Genomic DNA, 24,175 nt, shown 5'->3' on the forward strand with positions numbered 1-24,175 from the left:
GCGCCCAGGCAGCCGGCCGCCAAGCCCGAGGCCAAGCCGAGCGAGCAGGCCGAAGCGCCCCAGCAGCCGGCCGCCAAGCCCGAGGCCAAGCCGAGTGAGCAGGCCGAAGCGCCCAGGCAGCCGGCCGCCAAGCCCGAGGCCAAGCCGACCGAGAAGGCCGAGACGCCCAAGCCGGAAGCCGAACAGGCCGCCGAGGCGGAGTCGTCACAGCCCTCCAGCCGCCGTCGCCGTCGTGCTCACAACGACCCGCGGGAGATCCGCCGTCGTGAGCAGGAGGCCAAGGCCAGGGAAAGCAAGCAGGGATAATCCCCTGCCCGCCTTCCCAACGACGACGCCCGCGCAGATGCGCGGGCGTCGTCGTTAGGCCTTTCGTCTCGCCGGGCCTCAGGCCAGCGTGCCGCCCTTCCCGGCCAGGCGTGGTTCCCGTTCCAGGGCGACGCCGAAGCGCTCGCTGACCTGGCCCGCCACGGCGTCGGCGAAGTCCAGCAACTCGGCCGCGCCCCCCCCGCCGAAGTGCACCAGCACCAGGGCCTGGCGCCGGTGGACGCCGAAATGCCCCCGGCACCAGCCCTTGAGCCCGCAGCGGTCGATCAGCCAGCCGGCGGCCAGCTTCACCCGGCCGTCGGGCTGGGGAAAGTGCGGTAGCCCGGGGTGGCCGGCCAGCAATCGTCGAGCCGTCCCGGCATCCACCAGCGGATTCTTGAAGAAGCTGCCGGCGTTGGCCAGCGTCAGGGGGTCGGGCAGCTTCTCGCGGCGTATCGCGCAGACCGCCTCGGCCACCGCCAGCGGCGTCGGCTCGGAGCCGACGCGCGTCGCCAGATCGCCGTAGCCGAGCCGGGGTCGCGGCGTGCGCGACAGCCGCAGCACCAGCCGGGTGATCGCCACCCGGCCATCCAGGGCGCCCTTGAAGACGCTGTCGCGGTAGCCGAAGGCGCAGTCGGCGGCCGTCATCACCGCCTCGCGGCCGTCGTCGAGGCGGACGAGGTGCACCGCCTCGAGCATCTCGCCAAGCTCCACGCCGTAGGCGCCGATGTTCTGGATCGGCGCGGCACCGCAATGCCCGGGGATCAGCGCCAGGTTCTCGATCCCCCACAGGCCGCGCTGGACCAGGGCCATCACCAGCTCATGCCAGACCACACCGGCCTCCGCATGCACCAGGACCTCGTCCCCCCGCTCCTCCAGCCACCAGTCGGCCATTGCCGGCTGCACCACCAGCCCCGGGAGCCGCTCGGGCAGGATCAGGTTGCTGCCGCCGCCCAGCAGCGTCAACGGCCAGCCCTCCCGCTCGGCCAGCGCCAGGGCCTCACACAGTTGCCGCTCATCTCGGGGAGCGATGAAGCGTTCCGCCACGCAGGGCAGGCCCAGGGTATTGGCCCGGCCGAGGTCGTGCTCGGCAAGCAGCCTCGGGCTCAAGATGACGGCTCCAGCCGGGCCTCGAGCTCCGCGATCAATCCGCCCGCGGCCGCCTCGACCAGGTCCAGCACCTCCTCGAAGCCACTCTCTCCACCGAAGTAGGGATCCGGCACCGCCCGGCCGTGGTACCCGGCGAACGCCAGGAAGAGCCCGACATGGGCCTCGCACTCGGCGGGGCGCCGAGCCTCGATGGCGGCCAGGTTGTCGTGATCCATGGCCAGCAGGTAGTCGAAGCGGGCGAAGTCGCCGTCGGCGAGCTGACGCGCCCGCAAGGCCGAGAGATCGACGCCGCGCCGGGCCGCCGCCTCCATGGCCCGTGGGTCCGGTGCCTTGCCCACATGCCAGGCGCCGATGCCGCAGGAATCCACCTCCACCCGGCCGGCCAGTCCACGCTCCTCGAGCCGGCGGCGGAACACCCCCTCGGCGGTGGGCGAACGGCAGATATTGCCCAGGCAGACGAACAGCACCCGCATCATCGATCTCCCTCGCTCTCGGCGCCGGCCCGCATCAGCGCACGGACCCGCGCCAGGTCCTCGGCGGTATCCACCCCGGCCGGGTGCGGCACCCGGGCCAACGCCACCTGGATGGCGTGCCCATGGTGCAGGGCGCGCAGCTGTTCGAGCTGCTCGAGACGCTCCAGCGGGGACGGCGGCCAGTCGCGGTAGTCGGCGAGGAAGCCCGCGCGATAGGCATAGAGGCCGATATGGCGCAGCCAGGCGTCGGTCTCGAGCAGCTCGGGCCGCGTGGCGAAGGCCTCACGGTCCCAGGGGATGGGAGCCCGGGAGAAGTAGAGCGCCCGCCCGGAGAGTGCACGCACCACCTTCACCACATTGGGGTTGAACAGCGCCTCGACCTCGGTGATCGGCTCGGCCAGGGTGGCGATGGACGCCCCCGGGTCGTCGAACAGCCGGGCGGCCACCTGGTCGATCAGCGCCGCGGGAATCAGCGGCTCGTCACCCTGGACATTGACCAGCACCGCGTCGTCGGCGAGGCCCAGCCGCTCGGCAACCTCGGCGAGGCGATCGGTGCCCGAGGGGTGATCGGCCCGCGTCATCAGCACCTCGGCCTCGAACGGCACCAGTGCCTCGCGGATGCGCTCGTCATCGGTGGCCACCACGACTCGAACGGCCGCGCTCTCGCAGGCACGCCGCCACACGTGGGCCACCATGGGCATGCCGTTGATATCGGCGAGGGGCTTGCCCGGCAGGCGCGACGAGGCATGCCGGGCCGGGATCACCGCAATGAACTCCTTCATGCCAAGTCTCCCTTCACGGCTCACCGGTGCGTCCGGGGGAGTCATGCAGCTTCTCGTCGACGTCCAGGGCCCGTGCCTCCTCGGGCAGCATCACCGGGATGCCGTCGCGCACCGGGTAGGCCAGGCCATCGAACAGGCAATGCAGCTCCTGGGCCTCCCGGTGATACTTGAGCTTGCCCTTGCACAGCGGGCAGACCAGCATGGCCAGCAGTTCCTTGTCCATCTCTCGCACCTCTTGCTTGGATTGTCCCGAGTCGTGTGCCCCGGGATCAACGACCTGCTTCGCCCCGGGATCCTCCCGGGGGCGGTCCAAACGCCTTCAGCCTCGCCTCGAACCAGGCCACGAAGCCGGCATCGGGTCGCGCCTCCACCTCCAGCACCCAGCTATCGGGCGGCGCCAGTCCACGGCACTTGATCGCATCCTTGGCGGTCATCACCACCGGGCGACCGTCATCGAACGCCAGATCCTCGCCACGGAAGTCGTGGTGATCGGCGAAGGGATGGAGCGTCGCCTCGACCCCAAGCCCTTCCAGGGTGGCGAGGAAGCGCCCCGGATGGCCGATGCCGGCGACGGCATGCACCGGCCCGGCGAAGGGCAGCGGCGCCACCGGGCGGCGCTCACCGCTCGCCAGGTGGCGCCAGCCGGCAGGCACCAGCGCCATGCCGTGGGCGCCCTCGGGCGGCGTGAAGGCGGGGTCCCCATTGATCACCACGGCATCGACGCCCTCGAGGCGCGACAGCGGCTCGCGCAGCGGCCCCGCCGGCAGGCAGCGGCCGTTGCCGACCCCCCGCTGGCCATCGACCACCACCAGCTCCAGGTCGCGGCCCAGCGCCAGGTGCTGCAGACCATCGTCACTGATCAGGATATCGCATCCCGCCTCGACCAACCGCCCGGCCCCCCGCGGACGGTCCGGGTCCACCACCAGCGGCAGCCCCGTCTGGTCGAACAGCATGCGCGGTTCGTCGCCGCACTCGGCCACGAGGGTCGTCTCTTCCACCCGCAGCGGGTAGCGGCCCGCCCGGCCGCCATAGCCCCGGGAGACGATGCCCGGGCGCCAGCCGCGCACGGCAAGGAAATGCGCCAGCCAGGCGACCAGCGGCGACTTGCCGGTCCCCCCCAGGGTGATGTTGCCGACCACGATCACCGGTACCGGCGCCCGCCACACGGGCTTGCTGCCGGTGGCGTAGGCCGCGGCGCGACGGGCCACCGCACGGCGGTACAGGGCCTCCAGGGGGCGCAGCGCAAGAAGCCAGGCATCGCCCCGGTAGGCCGCCTCGAGCCAGCGCCGTTCCAGGCTCATGCCGATGAGGCCTCCTGGAACTGCAGCCGGTGCAGGGCCGCGTAGGCCCCCTCACGGGCCAGCAACGCGGCGTGACTGCCCTGCTCGACGATCTCGCCCTGTTCCATCACCAGGATGCGATCGGCACGCTCGATGGTCGACAGCCGGTGCGCGATGACGAAGGTGGTACGCCCCCGGCACACCTCCTCCAGTGCCGCCTGGATATGGCGCTCGGATTCGGTGTCCAGCGCCGAGGTGGCTTCGTCGAGGATCAGCAGCGGCGCGTCCTTGAAGATCGCCCGGGCGATGGCCAGGCGCTGACGCTGGCCGCCCGAGAGCATCACGCCGTTGTCGCCCACCACGGTGGCATAGCCGCCGGGCAGGCGCTCGATGAACTCGTGGGCATGGGCGGCCCGGGCGGCGGCCTCGATGGCCGCCGGGTCGGCGTCGGGTACGCCGTAGGCAATGTTGTCGGCGATGCTGGCATTGAACAGGGTCACCTGCTGCGAGACCAGGGCGATCTGGCGGCGCAGCGGCGTCAGCCGGTACTCGTCGAGGGGGATCCCGTCGACCATCACCCGCCCGGCGGTCGGCCGGTAGAAGCGCGGCAGCAGGCCGACCAGGGTCGACTTGCCGCTGCCGGAGCGGCCGACGATGGCCACCATCTCGCCGGGTGCCACCTCGAGATCGATCCCCTTGAGGACCTCGGGCTGGCCCTCCCCGTAGGCGAAACGCACGCCTTCGAAGGCCACGTGCCCCTCGAGGCGGCCGGGCTCGTGCTCGCCTTCGTCCCGCTCGAGCGGCTCGTCGAGCAGGCCGAACAGCTCGCTGGCGGCGGCGATGCCCTTCTGGATCTCGCTGTTGATCTCGGTGAGCTGGCGCACCGGCTTGGCCATCAGCGCAGCCGCGGTGACGAAGGCGACGAACTCGCCGGGGGTCATGTCGGCCATCAGGCCAGGCGCCAGGGCCAGCCACACCAGTATCGCCAGCGACAGAGCCACCAGCAGCTGGATCACGGGGGTACTGATCGCCTTGGTCAGCGCCTCCTTCATGCTCTGCTGGCGGTTGTACTCGCTGGCCGCGGCGAAACGCGCCTTCTCGAAGGCCTCCGCGCCATGGGTACGGACCACCCGGTAGCCGGAGAGTGCTTCGGAGGCGACATGGGTGACATCGCCCATGGAGGCCTGGATGCGACTCGAGATGCGCCGGAAGCGCTTGCTGGCGTAGCTGACCACCCCGCCGATCAGCGGCGTCACCGCCAGGAACAGCAGGGTCAGCATCCAGTTGGTCCACAGCAGGTAGAGGATCAGGCCGATGACGAAGAGGCCTTCGCGCAGCAGGATGGTGATCGCCTTGGTGGCCGCCCCAGTGACCTGCTCGACATGGTAGGTGACCCGGGAGATCAGGTGGCCACTGGAATGGGTGTCGAAGAAGCGCCCGGGGAGATGCAGCATGTGGTTGAAGACGTTGCAGCGCAGCGCATGCACGATGTTGCGCGCCACGTTGCTCATGAAATAGGTCCCGAGAAAGGTGCCGAGACCACGGGCGGCGAACATGCCCACCACGAACAGCGGCAGGAACAGTCGGAAGGCGGCGTCCGGATCCTGGATGCCGTCGATCAGCCGTTTCATCATCTCCGCCAGGGCGGTGCTGGAAGCGGCATAGATGACATAGCCGACGATCGCCAGCAGGAAGGAGCGCCAGTGCGGCCTGACGTAGCCGAGCAGCTGCTTGTAGAGGGTCCAGCCCGAATATTGGGTCCCGTAGAGAATCACGGTGTCTCCGCTTGTGTGGATGAAACCTCGGTGGTGGCGATGCGCACCTGGCGGATGCCGAGGCCACCGGCCTGGTCCAGGGCCCGGACCACCGAGGCGTGGCTGGCCCGGCCATCGGCCTCCAACACCAGGCCGTGGCGGCGGGCCTGCTCGGCCTCGCCGGCCAGGGCCTCGCCCAGCCCCGCGGCAGAGAGCTCCCGGTCGCCGAGGCGATAATCGCCCGCCGCCGTGACCACCAGGGTCACCGGCGAGACCTCGGCCGCCACGCCGCTGACGCTTTCGGGCAGCTCCAGCTCGAGCGCCTGGCGGGTCTCGAAGGTGGTCGAGACCATGAAGAAGATCAACAGCAGGAAGACCACGTCGATCAGTGGCGTGAGATTCACCTCCACCGGATCGCGCCGGGTGCGCGGGAACCTCACGACGGCTTCACCCTCGGGGCGATGCGCCCGTCGGCTTCCAGGCGTTCGCCATCCCGCTCGCCCTCATGGCGCTCGGCCAGGGTCAATTCGCCGGGGTAATGGGCGAGGAACTCCACCACCTGGCCGGCCTGCTCCTCCATGCGCACGGTGATGTCCTCGACCCGGCGCTGGAAGTAGCGGTGGAACATCAGCGCCGGAATCGCCACCGTGAGGCCCGCCGCGGTGGTGACCAGGGCCCGGGAAATCCCCCCCGCCAGGTCGGCGGTGCGGCTGGCGCCATCCCCGGCGACGATCACCGAGAACACCTCGATCATGCCCACCACGGTCCCCAGCAGGCCGATCAGCGGGGTGATCGCGGCGATGGTGCCGAGCGGGCTCAGGAAGCGCTCCATGTCGTGGATCACCGCGGTGGCGGCCTCCTGCAGCCTCGACCGTACCTGCTCGTGACCGAGACGCGCGTTACGCAGCCCCGCGGCCAGCACCCCGCCCAGCGGCGAGTGGCTCTCCAGCCAGTAGAGATTGACCTGGCCGCGGGCCACCAGCGAACAGACCTCCTGCCCCAGCCCCAGCGGTGCGATACGACTCGCCCGCAGCGTCCACAACCGCTCGATGATGATCACCGTGGCCAGCAGGGAGCAGCCGAGCAACGGCAGCATCAGCCAGCCCCCGGCGATCAGGGCCTCCATCATGTCCATGCCGTTCCCCCAAGTGCCCTGGAAGCACACACCCGTCATTCGGGCGATTCTAACGCAAGGCAGTCGCCTCCGACACCGCTGCGCCGCCAGGCCGCCGGGCGCTCGCTCACCACGTCACCGATGACGGCCTCGCCCAGCCAGAGGGTCACGGCGCCGTCGTGGGCGGTACTCCACGGGCAACTGCCGACGCGGCGAAAGCGACGGACCACCTCGTCATGGGGGTGACCGAAGGGGTTGTCACGCCCGGCACTGAAGATCACATGGCGCGGCGACAGGCTCTGCACCAACTGGGGGCCGGAACTGGTGCGGCTGCCATGGTGGCCGGCGACCAGCACCGTCACCGGCGTGCGGGTCTCGAGCAGCAGGGCCCGCTCCACCTCGCGTCCGACGTCACCGGTGATCAGCAGGCGATGATCGCCGGCCGTGACCTCGAGGACACAGGAGCGGTCGTTGCTGGAGAGCTCGCCGGTCTCGTGAGGGGGCCACAGGAAGCGGAAGCGCACCCCATCGCGCTCCCAGGCATCACCCGCCCGGCAGGGGGCGACGGGCACGCCGACCCTCTCCCCGGGGGGAGCGATGAAGCGCACCACCTGATGCTCATCCGCCAGCAGCGGCACGCCACCGGCATGGTCGAGGTCGTCGTGGCTGACGATGACGTCATCGAAGCGCTGACCCGGCGGCCACAGCGAGGCCAGCGGCGCGAAGCCCGAAGCGAACCGCGGCCCGGCATCATAGAGTGCCCGATAGCCGGCGGTGCGCAGCTCGACGAGTTGGCCCTGCCCCACGTCGTGCACCCGGACCCGCAGCTGGCCCGGCAACGACGACTCGAACGACGGGGTCAGCGGCACCAGGGCGAGCAGCAGGCTCGCCACCAGTCGCAGCGACCGGGCCAGACCGGGCAACGCCCAGAGCAGCGTCACCACTGCCAGGGCCAGGGCCAGCGGCGTCACCAGCTCCGGGCCGGGCACCCACAGCGGCAGCCAGGTCACCGCCAGCTCGAGCAGCCACACGAGCCCCTCGACCAGGTGTTCGAAGAGCCGCCAGCAGAGGCGCGAGAGCGGCGGCAGCCAGGCCAGCAGCCAGCCGAGCAGCCCGAGGGGCACCAACAGGCTGCTGACCAGCGGCACGGCGACCAGGTTGACCAGCGGTGCGGCCGGGGCCAGGCGGGCGAAGGCCAGCAGCACGGCGGCCGCCATCAGCGGCGCCAGCAACAGCTGGGTACGGATCAGCGCCCCTAGCCAGCCACGCACGCCCCGTGGCCGGGGCCGCCCCTGCCAGATCAGGATCAGCAGCGCCACGGCGGCGAACGACAACCACAGCCCGGGGCGCCAGGCCGAGCGGGGATCCAGCAGCAGCACCAGTCCCAGTGCCAGCCACCAGGCCTGCCAGGGGCCGGGCGCATGGCGGCCACTGGCCACCCAGAGCCCCACCAGGGTCATCACCATGGCCCGCAGGGCCGGCGGCTCGAGCCCGGCCACCCAGGCATAACCGATCGCCGCGCCCCCGGCCAGCCACCAGGGCCAGACGGCCAGCCGCCAGTGCCCCGGCGTGGCCAGGCGAGCCACGCCACGTGCCATCAGCAGGACGAAGGCCGCCACCAGCCCGACATGCAGCCCCGAGATCACCATCAGGTGGGTGGTGCCGCTGGCATTGAGCAGTTCCCAGTCCGCCTGCTGCAGTCGCTCGCCGGCCCCCAGGCTCAGGGCCGCCAGCCAGCGCGACGCCCGGGCGTCCAGCGCCCGGGCATCGAGATGTGCCAGTGCCCGGCGCCGCAGCGAGGGTCCTGCCGCCTCGAGCCGACGGGCGGCCGGCTCACCGCGCACATAACCGGTGGCCTGGATGCCCTCGCGCCACAGCCAGCCGCGGTAATCGAAGGTATGGGGATTGGCGAGGCCAGACGGGGGCCGCAGGCGCACCGTGAAGGCCCAGCGCTCGCCGGGCCGGAACGCCGGTGCGGCGAAGGCGCTGAGCCGCAGCCGGCGAAGGTCGTCACAGGGCAGCCGACCGTCGGCGACGGGGCGGCAGGCCTCGACGGCGACCACCAGCCGTGTCAACCGCCCCTCCCGGGCCACCGAGACCACCCGGGCCTCCACGGCGAGGTCCTCGCGGGTCAGGCCGGCCGGCAGCTCGGCGCCCCGCGCCAGCAGCAGGGCGATGGCGACACCGGTCATCGCCACCACCGGCAGCAGCACGGCCAGGCGGCGACGGCTCACGGCCAGCAGCAGCGCCAGGCCCAGCGCCTCGATCAGGCCCGGCGGCGCATGGTGCCCCAGCAGCACGCCGCCGAGCGCGGCGAGCGCCAGGGGGATGGCGAGTCCAAACGGCATTCCCTTGCTCCTGCGTCGACTGCCGCCGGAGAGCGGATGACGGCAGCGCCCTGCCAGGCAACCGTTGGGTGGCCGGCATGGCGAGACTCCTGGCTTGTATGGATAATAGCTCGGGTCCCGAAGCAGCGAGCCCGACGACATGCCGCGCCGATTCCTGCAGCGCTACATGCCCCACCCCGACACGCTCAGGCGTCAGCGCTCGCTGCGCTTCATGAGCCACCTGATCGGCAACCCCTCGCTGTGGGTACTGTCGCGACGCAGCGTCGCCAACGCCTTCTCCGTAGGCCTGTTCAGCGCCATGCTGCCGATCCCTTTCCAGATGGTGGTGGCCGCCTTCGGGGCCTGGCTGACACGCTGCAACCTGCCGCTGTCGGTGGGGCTGGTCTGGATCACCAACCCGCTGACCATGCCGCTGATCTTCTACGGCAACTATCGCCTCGGCGCCTGGCTGATGGATATCCCGGCCCGGCAGGCCCCGAGCCGGCTGTCGACGCGCTGGGTCGCCGAACAGATGGCCGACATCCTGCCCGCGTTGGCGGTGGGCTCGGTGGTCTCGGCGCTCGTCATCGCCATTCTCGGCAACGTGACGATTCGTCTCATCTGGCGCTGGCAGGTCTCGCGCAGCTGGAAGCAGCGTTCCCGGCGCCGGCACAGGCGCCGTTGCCATGAGCAGGACCCCTGACCCGGGCCAGCGAGGCGTTACTGCCAACCGCCGAAACCACCGCGGCCGGCGCCATGGCGCCGGCCGCGATGCATCTGACGAACCGCAACGAGTGACTCAGGCTCGGGACTCTTCGGTGAGACGCCCGCCATCGAGCCTGAGCACGCGATCCTGGTGGGCCGCCAGTGCCGGGTCGTGGGTCACCACCACGAAGGCGCAGGCGGAGGTACGCGCCAGCTCGTCCATCAACGCCAGGATGCTCGCCGCCGTGGTCTGGTCCAGGTTGCCGGTGGGCTCGTCCATCAGCACCAGGCTCGGGTCGGTGACCAACGCCCGGGCGATGGCGACCCGCTGGCGTTCGCCGCCGGAGAGCTCGCCCGGCTTGTGATCGGCACGCGCCGCCATGCCCACCCGAGCGAGGATCTCCAGGGCCCGGGCCTCGGCGGCCTTCTTGCGCTGCCCCCGGACGATCAGCGGCAGGGCGGCGTTCTCCAGCGCCGTGAATTCCGCCAGCAGGTGGTGGAACTGGTAGACGAAGCCGATGCGCTGGTTGCGGAAGCGCCCCAGGGCCGCGTCGCCGAGGTTGTGCAGCGACTCGCCGGCGATGTGCACCTCGCCCCGGCTGGGGCTATCGAGCCCGCCCAGCAGGTTGAGCAGCGTGGTCTTGCCGGAGCCGGAGCTGCCGACGATGGCCACCCGCTCGCCGGCGTGGACCCGCAGCTCCAGGCCATCGAGCACGGTGACGTCCTGGGGGCCCTCCCGGTAGACCCGGGTCAGGTCGTGGCACTCCAGCATCGGCTGGGCGGAGGCAGCGCTCGGCGCGGCGGGCATCGGTGTCTCCTTGTTCGGGTCCTGATGGGTACGCGGGTGGAGGCTCGACTCATTCATAGCGCAGCACCTCGGCCGGCTGGACCCGGGCCGCGCGCCAGGCGGGATAGAGGGTCGACAGGAAGGTCAGGACCAGGGCGGCGGCGACGATGTCGCGCACGTCGGCCCAGTGGAGTCGGGACGGCAGGTCGCTGATGAAGTAGACCCCGGCATCGAGGAACTGGATGCCCAGCGTCGATTCGACCCAACCGATGAGATCCGCGATGGTCAGCGCCAGCAGCACGCCGAGCCCCACCCCGACGAGAATCCCGATCGTGCCGATGGCCAGCCCCTGGACGATGAAGATGCCCATGATCGAGCGCGGTGTCGCGCCGATGGTGCGCAGGATGGCGATGTCGGCATGCTTGTCGGTGACCACCATCACCAGGGTCGAGACGATGTTGAAGGCCGCCACGGCGATGATCACCGTGAGCAGCAGCGCGATCATGCGCTTCTCCATCTGGATCGCCTGGAAGAGGTTGCCGTGGGAGAAGGTCCAGTCGAGGCCGCGGTAGCCCGAGCCGAGCTCGTCGATGATGGCGCGGGTCTCGCTACCGGCCAGGAAGAGATCGTCCAGCTCCAGGCGCAGCCCGCCCACGGCATCGCCCATCCGGGCCAGGGTCTGCATGTCCTCGATATTGGCGTAGGCCAGGCCGGCATCGAGATCGGCACCGACGCTGAAGATGCCACTCACGTTGAAGCGCTTGAGCCGCGGGAAGACCCCGGCGGGAGTGATCGAGGCCTCGGGCACCAGCAGGGTGACCCGGTCGCCCACCCCCACGCCCAGGCGCCGGGCCAGGATCGAGCCGAGCACGATGTTCCACTCGCCGGGCTCGAGATCCTCGAGGCTGCCCTGGCGCATGTGACGGCCGATGATCGAGACACGATCCTCCCACTCGGGATCGATGCCATTGACCATGGCACCCTCGTTGCGACCGCCCACCGAGAACATGCCCTGTTGCTCCACATAGGGCGCGGCGCCGATCACCCGCTCGCGTTCCATCAGCCGCTCGGCCAGCGACCGCCACTCGGTGAGCCCCGAGGGCGACTCGATCTTGGTGTGCGGCACCATGCCGAGGATCCGGGTGCGTAGCTCGTAATCGAAGCCGTTCATCACGGAGAGCACCAGGATCAGCACCGCCACGCCCAGCATCAGGCCCAGCATGGAGGTCAGCGAGATGAAGGAGATGAAGTGGTTGCGGCGCTTGGCGCGCACATAGCGCAACCCGATCAGGAAAGGCAGGCGGTCGAGCATGGTGTCGTTCCTTGTCAGCGGGGGCTCATGGTACGGTTTTTTGCAGCGCGCTGCATCGGGGCAAGAAGAGATTGCGCGGTGCTTGCATCATTTTCGCACTGCGCCTACATTTCGCCGGCCCCGTGATCATCCATTCGACGAGAGCCCAGCCCCATGGCCGTCCGCCTGCTTCCCGAATGGCATCCCCAGGATGCCGTGCAACTCACCTGGCCCGGTCCCGACAGCGACTGGGCGCCCCTGCTCGAGCGCATCGAGGCCACCCTGGAAGCCATGGTGGTGGCCATCACCCGTTACCAGGCCGTGCTGATCAGCCTACCCGACGCCGCCACCCGCACCCACCTCGAACGGCGCTTCGCTCGCCTCGGCGTGGATGCCTCGCGCCTGCACCTGGTGGTCGCCGCGGCCGACGACAGCTGGGCCCGGGACCATGGCCCGATCGCCGTGGAGCGTCACGGGGTACCGCAACTGCTCGACTATCGCTTCACCGGCTGGGGCGGCAAGTTTGAAGCCACCCGGGACGACACCCTGACACGGCGCCTGGCCGAGGCCGGGGCCTTCGCCTGCCCGGTGGTCAGCCACGACCTGGTGCTCGAGGGCGGCGCCCTCGACACCGATGGCCAGGGCACGCTGCTGACCACCGAGGCCTGCCTGCTCAATCCCAACCGCAACCCGACCCTCGACCGCACCGCCATGGAGGCCAGGCTGCACGCGGACTGCGGAATCTCTCGAGTGTTGTGGCTGTCCAACGGCCATCTCGAGGGCGACGACACCGACAGCCACGTGGACACCCTGGCACGCTTCTGCGACCCCGGCACCATCGCCTATGTACGCTGCGACGACGAGAGCGACCCCCACTACCCGGCGCTGGCCGCCATGGAGGCCGAACTGAAGGCCTTCCGTCGCATCGACGGCGAACCCTACCGGCTGATCCCGCTGCCCTGGCCGCGCCCCTGCTTCGACCCGGTGGACGGCCACCGACTGCCCGCGACCTATGCCAACTTCCTGATCATCAACGGTGCCGTGCTGGTGCCGGTCTACGGCGACGCCGCCGACACCCGGGCGCTGACCGCCCTGGCCGGCGGCTTCCCCGATCGCGACATCGTGCCCATCGACTGCCTGAGCGTGATCCGCCAGCACGGCAGCCTGCACTGCCTGACCATGCAGCTGCCGGCCGGGACCCTGGCCCGTCCCGACGGCAGCGACAGAGGAGAGACCCCATGACCCGCCACCTGAAAGTCGGCCTGGTCCAGCAACCCGCCTGGCCCGACAAGGCGCGCAGCCTGGCCGAGAGCGAGGCCGGCGTGCGTGAACTGGCCGCCGCCGGCGCCGAGCTGGTGATGCTGCAGGAACTCCACGCCACCCACTACTTCTGCCAGTACGAGGACGCCGAGCTCTTCGACCTGGCCGAGCCGCTGGACGGTCCCACCGACAGCCGGCTGGCGGCCCTTGCCGCCGAGCTCGATATCGTGCTGGTGGGCTCGCTGTTCGAACGCCGCGCCCCGGGGCTCTACCACAACACCGCCACGGTCTACGACCGCAAGCTCGGCCGAGTGGGCCACTACCGCAAGATGCACATTCCGGACGATCCGGGCTTCTATGAGAAGTTCTACTTCACCCCCGGCGATGTCGACGACGCACGCGGCCAGGGCTTTGCGCCCATCGATACCTCGGTGGGTCGGCTCGGCCTGCTGGTGTGCTGGGACCAGTGGTACCCCGAGGCGGCCAGGCTGATGGCGCTGGCGGGTGCCGAGCTGTTGCTCTACCCCACCGCCATCGGCTGGCATCCGCCCGACGACGACGCCGAGAAGCACCGCCAGAAGGACGCCTGGACCCTGATCCAGCGCAGCCACGGGGTGGCCAACGGGCTACCGGTGGTCGTCGCCAACCGGGTCGGCCACGAGCCCGACCACTCCGGGGTGAGCCCCGGCATCGACTTCTGGGGCGGCAGCTTCATCTGCGGCCCCCAGGGGGAGCTGCTGGCCCATGCCGGCGTGCAGGCCGAGCGGCTGCTGGTGACCCTGGACATGACCCGCGGCGAGGAGGTGCGACGCATGTGGCCGTACCTCCGCGATCGCCGGATCGATGCCTACGGCGATCTCACACGACGCTACCGGGACTAGGCGGAAGGCTGCGGGCACGCGGCTACCCCGGGGTCTGACCCCATAGGGCCTCCCAGCGCTGGCTGTCCGCCACGGAGTCGACCCAACCAGCTGATTTCTCATCAATGCTTGTGAAGACACCCCCGCCGGCTCGGCCGACGGGGGTGTGCTTCTTCCAGCTTCAAGCTTATGGCTTGAAACTCTATTTCCAGAAATCGCGGATCGAGGCGATGCCCTGGGCGCCCACCGCACGGGCATGGTTGGCGTCGAAGCGGGTCATGCCGCCCAGCGCGAAGACCGGCATGGCGGCGCGCTCGACGAGCTGCTGGAAGTCGTGCCAGCCCATCGGCGCCACCTCCGGATGCGACGGCGTGGTGCGCAGCGGCGAGAGGGTCACGAAGTCGCAGCCGAGACGGCCGGCCTGGACCAGTTGGCCACGATCGTGGGTGGAGGCGGAGAGCCACTTGCCCTCGGCGATGGGCCGGCGCTCCAGTGACATCAGCCGTTCGCTGGTCAGATGGATGCCGTCGGCGTCGAGCCGCGACAGCAGCTCCGGAGCACCGTTGAGCAGCAGTCGTGCCTCGAAACGGCGACACAGCGCCAGCGCCTGCTCGGCGCGGGCCAGGTAGGCCGATTCGTCCAGGGTCTTGGCCCTCAGCTGCACCAGGCGCACCCCGTCCTCGACCAGCGCCCGCTCGAGGCGCGCGAGGAAGAGCACCTCGTCCTCCTCCTCGGCGGTGATCAGGTACTCGGTGGGCAACATCACCGCCTTGAGGATCGGCAGGTTGGCCGCCGGGAACGGGTAGTTGACCAGCTCCGCCATGGGTACCCAGCGGACCGCCTGCCCTTCGCGGCCGAAGGGCTCGCCGGAGAACTCATGCACCTGCCACACATCCAGCAGGATGTGCTTGTCGGAGTACTCGTGGTGGATGCGGATCAGCGGCTGGGCACGCTGGATCTCCACCCCCAGTTCCTCGTGCAGCTCCCGCTTGAGCCCCTCGAGCCCGGTTTCGTAGGGCGCCAGCTTGCCGCCCGGAAACTCCCACAGGCCACCGTGATCGACGTTGGACGGCCGGCGGGCGAGCAGCACCTCCCGACCATCGGCGCTGATGATGGCGGCGGCCGCCACGTGCACCCTTCTCTTCACCATTGCGTTCATTCACTCTTCCAACTGGTTCGCGCCTGGCAAAGCGCAAAGGTCTCTTGTCTGGCGATGGCCCACCATCGCTGCCGGTCAGCTGCGGTAGTCGGCGTTGATCGTCACGTAGTCATGGGAGAGGTCCGAGGTCCAGACCGTGGCGCTCTCCCCGCCGCGCCCCAGGTCGATGCGGATGACGATCTCCTCGCGGGCCATCACGGCGCTGCCCGCTGCCTCGGTATAGCCGGCGGCACGGCCGCCGTTCTCCACCAGCCGGACCTCGCCCAGGTCGATGGTCACCCGTGCCACGTCGAAGTCCTCCACCGGCGCTCGCCCCACCGCGGCCAGGATCCGTCCCCAGTTGGCGTCCGAGGCGTAGAGGGCGGTCTTGACCAGGGGCGAATGGGCCACGGTGAAGGCCACGCCCAGGGCCTCCCGCCGGCTCGCTGCCGAGTCGACCTGGAGGGTGACGAACTTGGTCGCTCCCTCGCCGTCGCGGATGATCGCCTGGGCCAGCTCGGTCATCACCCGCTGCAGGCCGTTGCGGAACACCGCGATCTGCTCCTCGCTGGCGACGGCGGCCCCCCGGCCGGTCGCGATCAGCACGCAGGCATCGTTGGTGGAGGTATCACTGTCCACCGTGATGCAGTTGAAGGAGCGATCCACGGTCTCACGCAGCAGCGACTCCAGCAGCGGCTGTTCGATGGCGGCATCGGTGGCCACGAAGGCCAGCATGGTGGCCATGTTGGGCTGGATCATGCCCGAGCCCTTGCTGATACCGTTGATGGTCACGCGACTATCGCCCAGTGCCAGGGTCACGCTGGCCCCCTTGGCGCGGGTATCGGTGGTGAGGATGCCCTCGCCCGCCTCGCGCCAGGCCGCGCTCCCCTCGTCGAGGGCTCCGAGTGCCCCCGGCAGGCCGCCGAGCAGCCGGTCCATCGGCAGCGGTTCGCCGATCACCCCGGTGGAGAACGGCAGCACGCGCTCTTCGGCCACCCCGCTCAGTCGCGCCAGGTCGGCACAGCTGGTGCGGGCATCGTGCAGGCCGGCCTCGCCGGTGCCGGCGTTGGCGTTGCCGGTGTTGATCAGCAGGTAGCGTGGCCCCTCGCCGCGGGCGACGCAGGTCGCCAGGTGCTCCCTGGCCACGATCACCGGCGCGGCACAGAAGGCGTTCCGGGTGAACGTCCCGGCGACCTCGGCCCCCTCGGGGATCTCGATCACCACCAGGTCACGACGGCCGGGCTTCTTGATGCCCGCCATGGTCGTCCCCAGGCGCAGGCCCTCGATCACCGGCATCTCCGGAAAGCGTGCTTCACCCACTGCCATGGTCTTCTCTCCTGTCTGGAATCCGCTTCGAGCTTCGAGCAGGATGGTCTCCTCCGACTCGAGTCCCGTAGCCCGTAGCCCGTAGCCCGTCAGCTCAGCTTGCCGCAGCACTGCTTGTACTTCTTGCCGGACCCGCAGGGACAGGGGTCGTTGCGCCCGACCTTGGGCCCATCCCGGCGCAGCGGCCGGCCATCGGCGCCCGGCCGCGGGGCCTCGTCCTCGTCCTCGCCGTCGGCGGTCGCCGCCACCGGCACGTCGTGACGGCTGTCGGCGGTAGCCTTCTCCCGCTCCAGGGCGGCGCGACGCTGGCGCTCCAGCTCCTCGACCTCCTCGGGACGGCGCACCTTCACATGGCTGAGGATACGGGTCACGTCGGCCTTGATGTTGCTCAGCAGGGACTGGAACAGCTCGAAGGACTCGCGCTTGTACTCCTGCTTGGGATTCTTCTGGGCATAGCCGCGCAGGTGGATGCCGCGGCGCAGGTGATCCATCGACTGCAGGTGCTCCTTCCAGCGGGTGTCGAGCACCTGCAGCATGACCTGCTTCTCGAAGCGGCGCATCAGGTCGGCACCGGCCTCCTCGACCTTGGCCTGGTAGGCATCGCGATGCATCGCCTGGAGGCGTTCGCGCAGCTGCTCCTCGTGGAAGCGGTCGTCCTGCTCGGCCCACTCGACCACCGGGGCCTCGAGGTTGAACTCGCTCTTGAGGTGGTCCTGCAGTCCCGGCAGGTCCCACTGCTCGGGCAGGCTCTGGGGGGGCACGAACTCGCTGACGGCGAGATCCAGCACTTCCTCGCGGATTCCGCTGACCGCGCCGGAGACGTCGTCGGAACCCAGTATCTCGTTACGCTGCTCGTAGATCACCCGACGCTGGTCGTTGGCCACGTCATCGTACTCGAGCAGCTGCTTGCGAATGTCGAAGTTGCGGCTCTCGACCTTCTTCTGGGCCCGCTCCACGGCATTGGAGACCATCTTGTGCTCGATCGCCTCGCCGCGCTCCAGTCCCAGCGCCTGCATCAGGCGCTGCACCCGGTCGGAGCCGAACAGGCGCATCAGGTTGTCTTCCAGCGACAGGAAGAAGCGGGTCGAGCCCGGGTCGCCCTGGCGGCCGGAACGGCCGCGCAACTGGTTATCGATGCGCCGCGACTCGTGACGCTCGGAGCCGACCACGTGCAGTCCACCGGCGGCCAGCACCGCCTCGTGACGGGCCTGCCAGTCGGCCTTGAGCGCCTCGATCTGTGCCTCGCTGGGGTTCTCGAGCTTGGCCGCCTCGGCCTCCCAGTTGCCGCCCAGCACGATGTCGGTACCGCGGCCGGCCATGTTGGTGGCAATGGTGACGGCCCCGGGGCGGCCGGCCTGGGCGATGATCTCCGCCTCGCTCTGGTGCTGCTTGGCGTTGAGCACGTTGAAGGCGAGGCCGGCCTGCTTCATCAGACCGGCCAGGTACTCCGAGGTCTCGATGGAGGCGGTACCCACCAGCACCGGTCGCCCGGCCTCGGTCTGGACCCTGACGTCCTCGATGATCGCCTCGAACTTCTCCTCGGCACTGAGATAGACCAGATCGTTGAGGTCCTGGCGCACCAGCGGCCGGTTGGTGGGAATCACCACCACGTCCAGGCCGTAGATCTGGCGGAACTCGAAGGCCTCGGTGTCGGCGGTACCGGTCATCCCGGCCAGCTTGTCGTAGAGCCGGAAATAGTTCTGGAAGGTGGTGGAGGCGAGCGTCTGGCTCTCGCGCTGCACGGCCACCCCCTCCTTGGCCTCCACCGCCTGGTGCAGCCCCTCGGACCAGCGCCGGCCCGGCATGGTACGGCCGGTGTGCTCGTCGACGATCACCACCTGGCCATCCTTGACGATGTAGTCGACGTCACGATGGTAGAGGTGGCGCGCCCGCAGCGCCGAGTGCATGTGCTGCAGCAGATTGAGGTTCTGGGCGGCATAGAGGGAGTCCTCGGCGCCGAGCAGCCCCTCGGCCCGCATCAGCTCCTCGATCTTGTTATGCCCCTCCTCGGTGACTTCCACCTGTTTCTGCTTCTCGTCGAGCAGGAAGTCGCCACTCACCGGCGCGTCCGGGTCTTCCGAGACCTCGCCCTTGACCAGGTTCACCGCCAGGCGGTCGACCACCTTGTAGAGTTCGGTGTTCTCGTCTACCGCCCCGGAAATGATCAAGGGCGTTCTCGCCTCGTCGATCAGGATCGAGTCCACCTCGTCGACGATGGCGTAATGGAGCCCGCGCTGCACCTTGTCCTCCAGCGAGAAGGCCATGTTGTCGCGCAGGTAGTCGAAGCCGAACTCGTTGTTGGTGCCATAGGTGATGTCGCAGGCGTAGGCGGCACGCTTCTCCTCGGAGGTCTGTCCGGCGTAGATGGTGCCCACCGACAGGCCCAGGAACTCGTAGAGCGGACGCATCCACTCGGCATCGCGGCGGGCCAGGTAGTCGTTGACCGTGACCACGTGCACGCCCTCGCCTGGCAGGGCATTGAGGTAGACGGCCAGGGTCGCCACCAGGGTCTTGCCCTCGCCGGTCTTCATCTCGGCGATGCGGCCGCGATGCAGGGTCATGCCGCCGATCATCTGCACATCGAAATGGCGCATGCCCATGACCCGCTTACTCGCCTCGCGCACCACCGCGAAGGCCTCGGGCAGCAGGGCATCGAGGGACTCGCCGGCCTCCAGGCGCTGGCGGAATTCACCGGTCCGCGCCTCGAGTGCTGCATCATCCAGCGCCTCGAATTCCGGCTCCAGGGCGGTGATCTGCGCGACCTGCCGGGACATGCGCTTGACTTCACGGTCGTTCTTCGAGCCGACGACCTTGCGTAACAGGGAATTGATCATGAAGGGTCCAATATCTGCGTGTGGCATCGTGCCGGGCACGGGGGCCGGCCATTCGATTGGGTTTTCAGCGTGCCCACGCAGCGGGCGGGCCTCGTCGTGTCAGGACGTCGTGGGCGGCGGTAAGGCGCCGGCTTGGCGATGACAGGGGGCGCAGGCCGAGACGAGGCTTCGGCCACGCAGGGTCGCGCATCGCCGGCCAGCGCGTCAGCGCACGACGACGGGCCTGGAGTCGCGAACTGGCGCGAATCAGGGCCGGGGCCAGGATGCAGATCTGCGCGATCCGCTCGGCATGACGCAGGCTCTCGACCTGCGCCAGCCCGGCCGGCAGCAGGCAACCCACCAGCAAACCGGCCAGCCACCAGCGCGCCGAACGGCGCGCCAGCGCGGGGCGATGACCGCGGGCGGCAGCGTTACGGGCAGCGGGCTGGACGGGCGGCATGCTGTCGATGAACTCCCGAGCGTGCTAGGCTCTTGCTGTTGACCGGTTGCCGGCTCCCATGACGCGGCCGGATGCGCAGAACAGGGGAAGGCCCCGAGAAACAAGCCCATGAGTATAAAGGTTAAGCGTCCCAGAGCACAGCCCATGTCCCGGTTGCTGGAGGGCGGCGGCGAGTTCGGCTCACTGATGCGCACGGCGCGCCTGATCGAGCGGGCCCAGCAGCATCTGCGCGACCACCTACCCGAGGAGGTTCGCGAGCATCTCTATGTGGGCGGCTATCGCGAGGGGCACCTCACCCTGATCACCGACCGAGCCGTCTGGTTGACCTGGTTGCGCTACGAACAGCGCCGCCTGCTGTCGCTGCTGCACCAGTTGCCCGGTTTCGAGGCCGTGACCAGCTTCCACTTCAAGGTACGCCCGGTGCGGCCGGCCAGCACGCCCCCTCGCCAGGTCCGCCAGCTTCCCGCCCGAGCCGCCGACGAGCTCTCCAGCTGCGCCGCCGACGTTGAGGACCCTCGCCTGAAACGCGCCCTGGAACGCCTGGCCTCCCACGCCGAGAAGCCCTGACCCGCCCCCCCCCGCAGCGGGCCGACGAAACCAACGACGCCGCCAACCCGATCGGGTTGGCGGCGCCTTGCTAGCCTGGCTGCCGGAGAGGGGAAATGCGGATCAGGCCATGGCCGGCGCCGCATAGGAGATCGGAGCGATCTCGGCCTCGTCCTCGAAGGTCACCAGTTCGTAGGCATCGGGCTGAGCCATCAGTGCGCGACAGAGCTGGTTGTTGAGGGCATGGCCCGACTTCACGCCGCGGAACTCACCGATCAGGCTGTAGCCGAGCTGATAGAGGTCCCCGATGGCATCGAGCACCTTGTGCTTGACGAATTCGTCGTCGTAGCGCAGCCCGCCCTCGTTCACGATGCGGTAGTCGTCGACCACGATGGCGTTGTCGAGGCTACCGCCCAGCGCGAGGTTGTTGGAGCGCAGGTACTCGAGGTCGCGCATGAAGCCGAAGGTGCGCGCCCGGGAGACCTCCTTGACGAAGGAGGTGGTGGAGAAGTCGACCATGGCGGTCTGCTTCTGGTCCTCGAACACCGGGTGGTCGAAGTCGATGGCGAAGGAGACCTTGAAGCCCCGGTGGGGCAGGAAGATCGCCTCCTTGTCGTCCTCGCGCACCGCGATCTCGCGCTTGATGCGGATGAACTTCTTCGCCGCACCCTGCTCGGCGATGCCCGCCGACTGGATCAGGAACACGAAGGGGCCGGCGCTGCCGTCCATGATCGGCACCTCGGGGGCGCTGACATCCACATAGGCGTTGTCGATGCCCAGGCCGGCCAGGGCCGACATCAGGTGTTCGACGGTGGCGACCTTGGCCCCGCCCGCGGAGAGCGCGGTACACAGGGTGGTATCGGTGACGTTCTCGGCACGCGCCGGAATCCGTACCTCGGGATCCAGGTCGGTGCGCACGAACACGATACCGGTATCGACCGGTGCCGGCCGCAGGGTCAGGTAGACCTTCTTGCCGGAATGCAGGCCGACGCCGGTGGCGCGGATGACGTTCTTCAGGGTACGTTGTCTGATCATGGGCAGTGGCCAGGCAGTTGTTGATTATCAAACACCGTTCACTATAACACCGAACGAGTGTTTCAACAAAAAAACATCACCCGACCCTGCCTATGCAGCCGATAGCACACCTCAATCGGCCTGACGGCGCAGGAAGGCCGGGATATCGAGGTAATCATCGAGCTCCTGGGACTTGCGTTTCTCCGGCCGGGGCTTGGCGGCCTGTTCGGGCTCGGCCGCCCTGGCGGTGGCTTGCTGGCGCATCGCCGCCGGCTGCTGGCGCTGGCGATAGTCGCCCCCCTCGGCACGCCGCGCGGTCTCGCGGGCAGGAGCGGCTTTCTGCTGGGCCTGACGACCATCGAGGCCAGCCGCCACCACGGTGACCCGCAGCTCGTCGGTCATCTCCATGTCGATGGAGGTACCGACCACGATGGTGGCGTCCTGGGAAGCGAACTCCTGGACGGTGGCACCGACGTCGTTGAATTCACCGATGGAGAGATCCGGGCCAGCGGTGATGTTGACCAGGATGCCGCGGGCACCGTGTAGATCGATGTCCTCGAGCAGCGGGCTCCTGATCGCCTTCTCGGCGGCCTCGCGGGCACGATTCTCGCCGGTGGCGCCGCCGGTCCCCATCATCGCCATGCCCATCTCGGACATCACCGTGCGCACATCGGCAAAGTCGACGTTGATGATGCCCGGGCTGGTGATCAACTCGGCGATGCCCTGCACGGCACCGAGCAGCACGTCGTTGGCGGCGCTGAAGGCGGTCAGCAGGCTGGCGCTCTTGCCCAGCACCGAGAGCAGCTTCTCGTTGGGGATGGTGATCAGGGAGTCGACATGCTCGGAGAGCTCCTTCATGCCCTCCTCGGCGGCACGCATGCGCTTGGGGCCCTCGAAGGGGAAGGGACGGGTCACCACGGCAACGGTCAGGATGCCGAGTTCCTTGGCCACCTGTGCCACCACCGGAGCCCCCCCGGTGCCGGTACCGCCCCCCATCCCGGCGGTGATGAACACCATGTCGGCGCCGCCGAGCAACTCGGCGATACGCTCTCGGTCCTCCATGGCGGCCTGGCGACCGACATCGGGATTGGCCCCGGCGCCGAGCCCCTTGGTGATCTCGCTGCCGAGCTGAAGGACGGTCTTCGCCGCGACCCGTTTCAGGGCCTGGGCGTCGGTGTTGGCGCAGATGAACTCCACGCCCTCGATGTTGCTCTCGACCATGTGATTCACGGCATTGCCGCCACCACCGCCGACACCGATCACCTTGATGACCGCACTGCTTGAGGGTGCGCTATCTACCAGTTCGAACATATGCCCCGTCTCCTGGACCGCATCGGCGGCCCTGTCAGAAATTTCCTTTCAACCAGCCCTTCAGCCTTTCCAGCGCCGGAATCCCTTCCCTCAATCCCCGTCGGGAGGCATCTTCGCGCCTCGGTTGCACCGGGATCACGCCACCCGGTGCCTGTCGACTCAGCCCCTGACGGACCTCCCGCAAGGCGTAATGTAGCAAACCGACCCCGGTCGAATAAATCGGGTTGCGTACCACATCGGCGAGCCCTCGCACGTTCTGAGGGCAGGCGATGCGTACCGGCATGTGGAAGATCTCCTCCGCCAGTTCCACCACGCCTTCCATGCGCGATGTGCCGCCGGTCAGCACCACGCCGGCCGCCACCAGGTCCTCGTAGCCGCTGCGCCGGAGTTCGTCACGGATCAGGGTGAAGAGTTCCTCGTAGCGCGGCTCGACCACTTCGGCCAGGGACTGGCGGGAGAGGTCCCGCGCCGGCCGGTCGCCGACGCTCGGCACCTTGATCATCTCGTCGCTGGCCGCCAGCTGGGTCAGGGCACAGGCATACTTGACCTTGATCTCCTCGGCATACTGGGTCGGCGTACGCAGCGCCATGGCGATGTCGTTGGTGACCTGATCGCCGGCGATGGGGATCACCGCCGTGTGGCGAATGGCCCCCTCGGTGAATACCGCGATATCCGTGGTACCGCCGCCGATGTCGACCATGCAGACGCCGAGCTCGCGCTCGTCCTCGGTGAGCACCGCATGGCTCGAGGCCAGCTGCTCGAGGATGATGGCGTCGACCTCGAGGCCGCAGCGCCTCACGCACTTCTCGATGTTCTGGACCGCATTGAGCGCCGCGGTGACCAGGTGCACCCGCGCCTCGAGCCGCACGCCCGACATGCCCAGCGGCTCGCGGATGCCGCCCTGGGTGTCGATGGCGAACTCCTGGGGCAGCACGTGCAGCACCCGCTGCCCCTCGGAAATCGCCCGGGCGCGGGCCGAGTCGATGACACGATCGATATCGGAGGGCGTCACCTCACGCTCCTTGATCGCCACCACGCCATCGGAATTCATCGAACTGATGTGGCTGCCGGCCACCCCGACATAGACGGAGTGGATATCGCAGCCGGCCATCAGCTCGGCTTCCTCCACGGCACGCTGGATCGACTGCACCGTGGACTCGATGTTGATCACCACGCCCTTCTTCATGCCCCGGGAGGGGTGTGAGCCGATACCGGCGATCTCGATCCCGCCATCGTCGGTGGGCTGCCCCACGATCGCCACGACCTTGGACGTTCCGATATCCAGCCCGACTACCATATTGGACGCATTGGATGGACCTGCCATGAGTCGGGAAGTCTCCTCGAACTTAGCCCACAAATAAGGGGGCGTTTAATCCTGAAAAACAAGTCTGGAGCAATTATAGGAACAACTACGGTTGATCCACCAGCCCATTACGAAAATCAAACTTCACGATACGGCGATTTTGCCGTAAAAGAAACACCTCGATCCCCTGCAGCGCGTGCGTCTTCGGCAAAAAAAGA

General features: G+C 68.9%; 22 protein-coding genes and 1 pseudogene. 5 read left to right on the plus strand and 18 right to left on the minus strand.

The features are described 5' to 3' along the window. A pseudogene (locus C1H66_RS13630) lies at positions 1-306 on the plus strand (hypothetical protein); the annotation flags it as partial. A 78-nt stretch (positions 307-384) separates the two neighbouring features. Here C1H66_RS13630 and murB read toward each other — a convergent pair. The 9 genes from murB to C1H66_RS13675 are packed head-to-tail and all read right to left on the minus strand — an operon-like array spanning position 385 to position 9,164. Next, the gene (gene murB / locus C1H66_RS13635; RefSeq protein WP_102628433.1) at positions 385-1,413 is read right to left on the minus strand and encodes a UDP-N-acetylmuramate dehydrogenase; all 1,029 of its coding nucleotides are present in this window, start codon (positions 1,411-1,413) and stop codon (positions 385-387) included. Next, on the minus strand, positions 1,410-1,886 hold the full coding sequence (locus tag C1H66_RS13640; protein ID WP_102628434.1) for a low molecular weight protein-tyrosine-phosphatase: 477 nt from the start codon (positions 1,884-1,886) through the stop codon (positions 1,410-1,412). The genes murB and C1H66_RS13640 overlap by 4 nt, the downstream gene beginning before the upstream one ends. Then, a complete protein-coding gene (kdsB, locus tag C1H66_RS13645; RefSeq protein WP_102628435.1) occupies positions 1,886-2,668 on the minus strand; it encodes a 3-deoxy-manno-octulosonate cytidylyltransferase in 783 nt (260 codons plus the stop codon). Before kdsB ends, C1H66_RS13640 begins: the two co-directional genes overlap by 1 nt. 13 nt (positions 2,669-2,681) lie before the next feature. Then, positions 2,682-2,891, minus strand: coding sequence for a Trm112 family protein (locus C1H66_RS13650; RefSeq protein ID WP_102628436.1), 210 nt, complete (start codon positions 2,889-2,891; stop codon positions 2,682-2,684). Positions 2,892-2,937: 46 nt separating this feature from the next. After that, positions 2,938-3,969, minus strand: coding sequence for a tetraacyldisaccharide 4'-kinase (gene lpxK, locus C1H66_RS13655; protein WP_102628437.1), 1,032 nt, complete (start codon positions 3,967-3,969; stop codon positions 2,938-2,940). Continuing rightward, the gene (gene msbA / locus C1H66_RS13660; RefSeq protein WP_240618322.1) at positions 3,966-5,723 is read right to left on the minus strand and encodes a lipid A export permease/ATP-binding protein MsbA; all 1,758 of its coding nucleotides are present in this window, start codon (positions 5,721-5,723) and stop codon (positions 3,966-3,968) included. The genes lpxK and msbA overlap by 4 nt, the downstream gene beginning before the upstream one ends. Further along, entirely contained in the window at positions 5,720-6,142 is a 423-nt protein-coding gene (locus C1H66_RS13665) for an ExbD/TolR family protein (protein ID WP_102628438.1), read from the minus strand. The genes msbA and C1H66_RS13665 overlap by 4 nt, the downstream gene beginning before the upstream one ends. Beyond that, a complete protein-coding gene (locus C1H66_RS13670) occupies positions 6,139-6,837 on the minus strand; it encodes a MotA/TolQ/ExbB proton channel family protein (protein WP_181421933.1) in 699 nt (232 codons plus the stop codon). Before C1H66_RS13670 ends, C1H66_RS13665 begins: the two co-directional genes overlap by 4 nt. A 35-nt stretch (positions 6,838-6,872) precedes the next feature. Then, on the minus strand, positions 6,873-9,164 hold the full coding sequence (locus tag C1H66_RS13675; protein ID WP_102628439.1) for a DNA internalization-related competence protein ComEC/Rec2: 2,292 nt from the start codon (positions 9,162-9,164) through the stop codon (positions 6,873-6,875). 139 nt (positions 9,165-9,303) lie between these two features. On the opposite strand from C1H66_RS13675, the gene C1H66_RS13680 reads away from it, so the two are divergent. Further along, positions 9,304-9,846, plus strand: a complete 543-nt coding sequence (locus tag C1H66_RS13680) for a DUF2062 domain-containing protein (protein WP_102628440.1) — start codon at positions 9,304-9,306, stop codon at positions 9,844-9,846. A 96-nt stretch (positions 9,847-9,942) separates the two neighbouring features. Here the strand turns inward: C1H66_RS13680 and C1H66_RS13685 are convergent, their stop codons facing one another. Beyond that, entirely contained in the window at positions 9,943-10,656 is a 714-nt protein-coding gene (locus C1H66_RS13685) for an ABC transporter ATP-binding protein (RefSeq protein WP_102628441.1), read from the minus strand. A 49-nt stretch (positions 10,657-10,705) separates the two neighbouring features. Then, positions 10,706-11,947 carry a lipoprotein-releasing ABC transporter permease subunit gene (locus C1H66_RS13690; RefSeq protein ID WP_102628442.1) on the minus strand — a complete coding sequence of 414 codons (1,242 nt, stop codon included), beginning with the start codon at positions 11,945-11,947 and terminating at the stop codon, positions 10,706-10,708. Positions 11,948-12,100: 153 nt separating this feature from the next. Between C1H66_RS13690 and C1H66_RS13695 the strand changes: the two genes are divergently transcribed. Together C1H66_RS13695 and C1H66_RS13700 are read left to right on the plus strand one after the other, a co-directional pair. Continuing rightward, entirely contained in the window at positions 12,101-13,168 is a 1,068-nt protein-coding gene (locus tag C1H66_RS13695; RefSeq protein WP_102628443.1) for an agmatine deiminase family protein, read from the plus strand. Then, positions 13,165-14,067: a carbon-nitrogen hydrolase gene (locus C1H66_RS13700; RefSeq protein ID WP_102628444.1), complete on the plus strand. Its 903-nt coding sequence runs from the start codon at positions 13,165-13,167 to the stop codon at positions 14,065-14,067. The genes C1H66_RS13695 and C1H66_RS13700 overlap by 4 nt, the downstream gene beginning before the upstream one ends. A 181-nt stretch (positions 14,068-14,248) precedes the next feature. Here the strand turns inward: C1H66_RS13700 and C1H66_RS13705 are convergent, their stop codons facing one another. The 4 genes from C1H66_RS13705 to C1H66_RS13720 form a co-directional block, all read right to left on the minus strand. Next, complete coding sequence (locus C1H66_RS13705; RefSeq protein ID WP_102628445.1) at positions 14,249-15,196, minus strand: Nudix family hydrolase; 948 nt, start codon at positions 15,194-15,196, stop codon at positions 14,249-14,251. Between the two features lie 84 nt (positions 15,197-15,280). Further along, the gene (gene argJ, locus C1H66_RS13710; protein ID WP_102628446.1) at positions 15,281-16,510 is read right to left on the minus strand and encodes a bifunctional glutamate N-acetyltransferase/amino-acid acetyltransferase ArgJ; all 1,230 of its coding nucleotides are present in this window, start codon (positions 16,508-16,510) and stop codon (positions 15,281-15,283) included. An 89-nt stretch (positions 16,511-16,599) separates the two neighbouring features. Beyond that, a complete protein-coding gene (secA, locus tag C1H66_RS13715; protein WP_102628447.1) occupies positions 16,600-19,344 on the minus strand; it encodes a preprotein translocase subunit SecA in 2,745 nt (914 codons plus the stop codon). Between the two features lie 64 nt (positions 19,345-19,408). Continuing rightward, complete coding sequence (locus C1H66_RS13720) at positions 19,409-19,783, minus strand: hypothetical protein (RefSeq protein WP_240618323.1); 375 nt, start codon at positions 19,781-19,783, stop codon at positions 19,409-19,411. A gap of 144 nt (positions 19,784-19,927) precedes the next feature. Between C1H66_RS13720 and C1H66_RS13725 the strand changes: the two genes are divergently transcribed. Continuing rightward, positions 19,928-20,350 (plus strand): DUF721 domain-containing protein, encoded by a 423-nt coding sequence (locus tag C1H66_RS13725; protein ID WP_102628448.1) that lies wholly within the window; start codon positions 19,928-19,930, stop codon positions 20,348-20,350. A 102-nt stretch (positions 20,351-20,452) separates the two neighbouring features. Here C1H66_RS13725 and lpxC read toward each other — a convergent pair whose 3' ends face one another. From lpxC to ftsA, 3 genes are all read right to left on the minus strand, one after another. Further along, positions 20,453-21,364 carry a UDP-3-O-acyl-N-acetylglucosamine deacetylase gene (gene lpxC / locus C1H66_RS13730; RefSeq protein ID WP_102628449.1) on the minus strand — a complete coding sequence of 304 codons (912 nt, stop codon included), beginning with the start codon at positions 21,362-21,364 and terminating at the stop codon, positions 20,453-20,455. Positions 21,365-21,475: 111 nt separating this feature from the next. Continuing rightward, complete coding sequence (gene ftsZ, locus C1H66_RS13735; RefSeq protein ID WP_102628450.1) at positions 21,476-22,654, minus strand: cell division protein FtsZ; 1,179 nt, start codon at positions 22,652-22,654, stop codon at positions 21,476-21,478. A 34-nt stretch (positions 22,655-22,688) separates the two neighbouring features. Continuing rightward, positions 22,689-23,978, minus strand: a complete 1,290-nt coding sequence (ftsA, locus tag C1H66_RS13740; RefSeq protein WP_102628451.1) for a cell division protein FtsA — start codon at positions 23,976-23,978, stop codon at positions 22,689-22,691. Positions 23,979-24,175 lie beyond the last annotated feature (197 nt).

This window comes from Halomonas heilongjiangensis (assembly GCF_002879645.1).
Classification (GTDB): domain Bacteria; phylum Pseudomonadota; class Gammaproteobacteria; order Pseudomonadales; family Halomonadaceae; genus Halomonas; species Halomonas heilongjiangensis.

What these genes read in the sequence shown, in the direction of transcription:
- C1H66_RS13640 (WP_102628434.1), bottom strand. Translation starts at nt 1,886, where the DNA reads ATGCGGGTGCTGTTCGTCTGCCTGGGCAATATCTGCCGTTCGCCCACC.
- kdsB (WP_102628435.1), bottom strand. Translation starts at nt 2,668, where the DNA reads ATGAAGGAGTTCATTGCGGTGATCCCGGCCCGGCATGCCTCGTCGCGC.
- C1H66_RS13650 (WP_102628436.1), bottom strand. Translation starts at nt 2,891, where the DNA reads ATGGACAAGGAACTGCTGGCCATGCTGGTCTGCCCGCTGTGCAAGGGC.
- lpxK (WP_102628437.1), bottom strand. Translation starts at nt 3,969, where the DNA reads ATGAGCCTGGAACGGCGCTGGCTCGAGGCGGCCTACCGGGGCGATGCC.
- C1H66_RS13670 (WP_181421933.1), bottom strand. Translation starts at nt 6,837, where the DNA reads ATGGACATGATGGAGGCCCTGATCGCCGGGGGCTGGCTGATGCTGCCG.
- C1H66_RS13675 (WP_102628439.1), bottom strand. Translation starts at nt 9,164, where the DNA reads ATGCCGTTTGGACTCGCCATCCCCCTGGCGCTCGCCGCGCTCGGCGGC.
- C1H66_RS13680 (WP_102628440.1), top strand. Translation starts at nt 9,304, where the DNA reads ATGCCGCGCCGATTCCTGCAGCGCTACATGCCCCACCCCGACACGCTC.
- C1H66_RS13685 (WP_102628441.1), bottom strand. Translation starts at nt 10,656, where the DNA reads ATGCCCGCCGCGCCGAGCGCTGCCTCCGCCCAGCCGATGCTGGAGTGC.
- C1H66_RS13690 (WP_102628442.1), bottom strand. Translation starts at nt 11,947, where the DNA reads ATGCTCGACCGCCTGCCTTTCCTGATCGGGTTGCGCTATGTGCGCGCC.
- C1H66_RS13695 (WP_102628443.1), top strand. Translation starts at nt 12,101, where the DNA reads ATGGCCGTCCGCCTGCTTCCCGAATGGCATCCCCAGGATGCCGTGCAA.
- C1H66_RS13700 (WP_102628444.1), top strand. Translation starts at nt 13,165, where the DNA reads ATGACCCGCCACCTGAAAGTCGGCCTGGTCCAGCAACCCGCCTGGCCC.
- C1H66_RS13705 (WP_102628445.1), bottom strand. Translation starts at nt 15,196, where the DNA reads ATGGTGAAGAGAAGGGTGCACGTGGCGGCCGCCGCCATCATCAGCGCC.
- argJ (WP_102628446.1), bottom strand. Translation starts at nt 16,510, where the DNA reads ATGGCAGTGGGTGAAGCACGCTTTCCGGAGATGCCGGTGATCGAGGGC.
- secA (WP_102628447.1), bottom strand. Translation starts at nt 19,344, where the DNA reads ATGATCAATTCCCTGTTACGCAAGGTCGTCGGCTCGAAGAACGACCGT.
- C1H66_RS13720 (WP_240618323.1), bottom strand. Translation starts at nt 19,783, where the DNA reads ATGCCGCCCGTCCAGCCCGCTGCCCGTAACGCTGCCGCCCGCGGTCAT.
- C1H66_RS13725 (WP_102628448.1), top strand. Translation starts at nt 19,928, where the DNA reads ATGTCCCGGTTGCTGGAGGGCGGCGGCGAGTTCGGCTCACTGATGCGC.
- lpxC (WP_102628449.1), bottom strand. Translation starts at nt 21,364, where the DNA reads ATGATCAGACAACGTACCCTGAAGAACGTCATCCGCGCCACCGGCGTC.
- ftsZ (WP_102628450.1), bottom strand. Translation starts at nt 22,654, where the DNA reads ATGTTCGAACTGGTAGATAGCGCACCCTCAAGCAGTGCGGTCATCAAG.
- ftsA (WP_102628451.1), bottom strand. Translation starts at nt 23,978, where the DNA reads ATGGCAGGTCCATCCAATGCGTCCAATATGGTAGTCGGGCTGGATATC.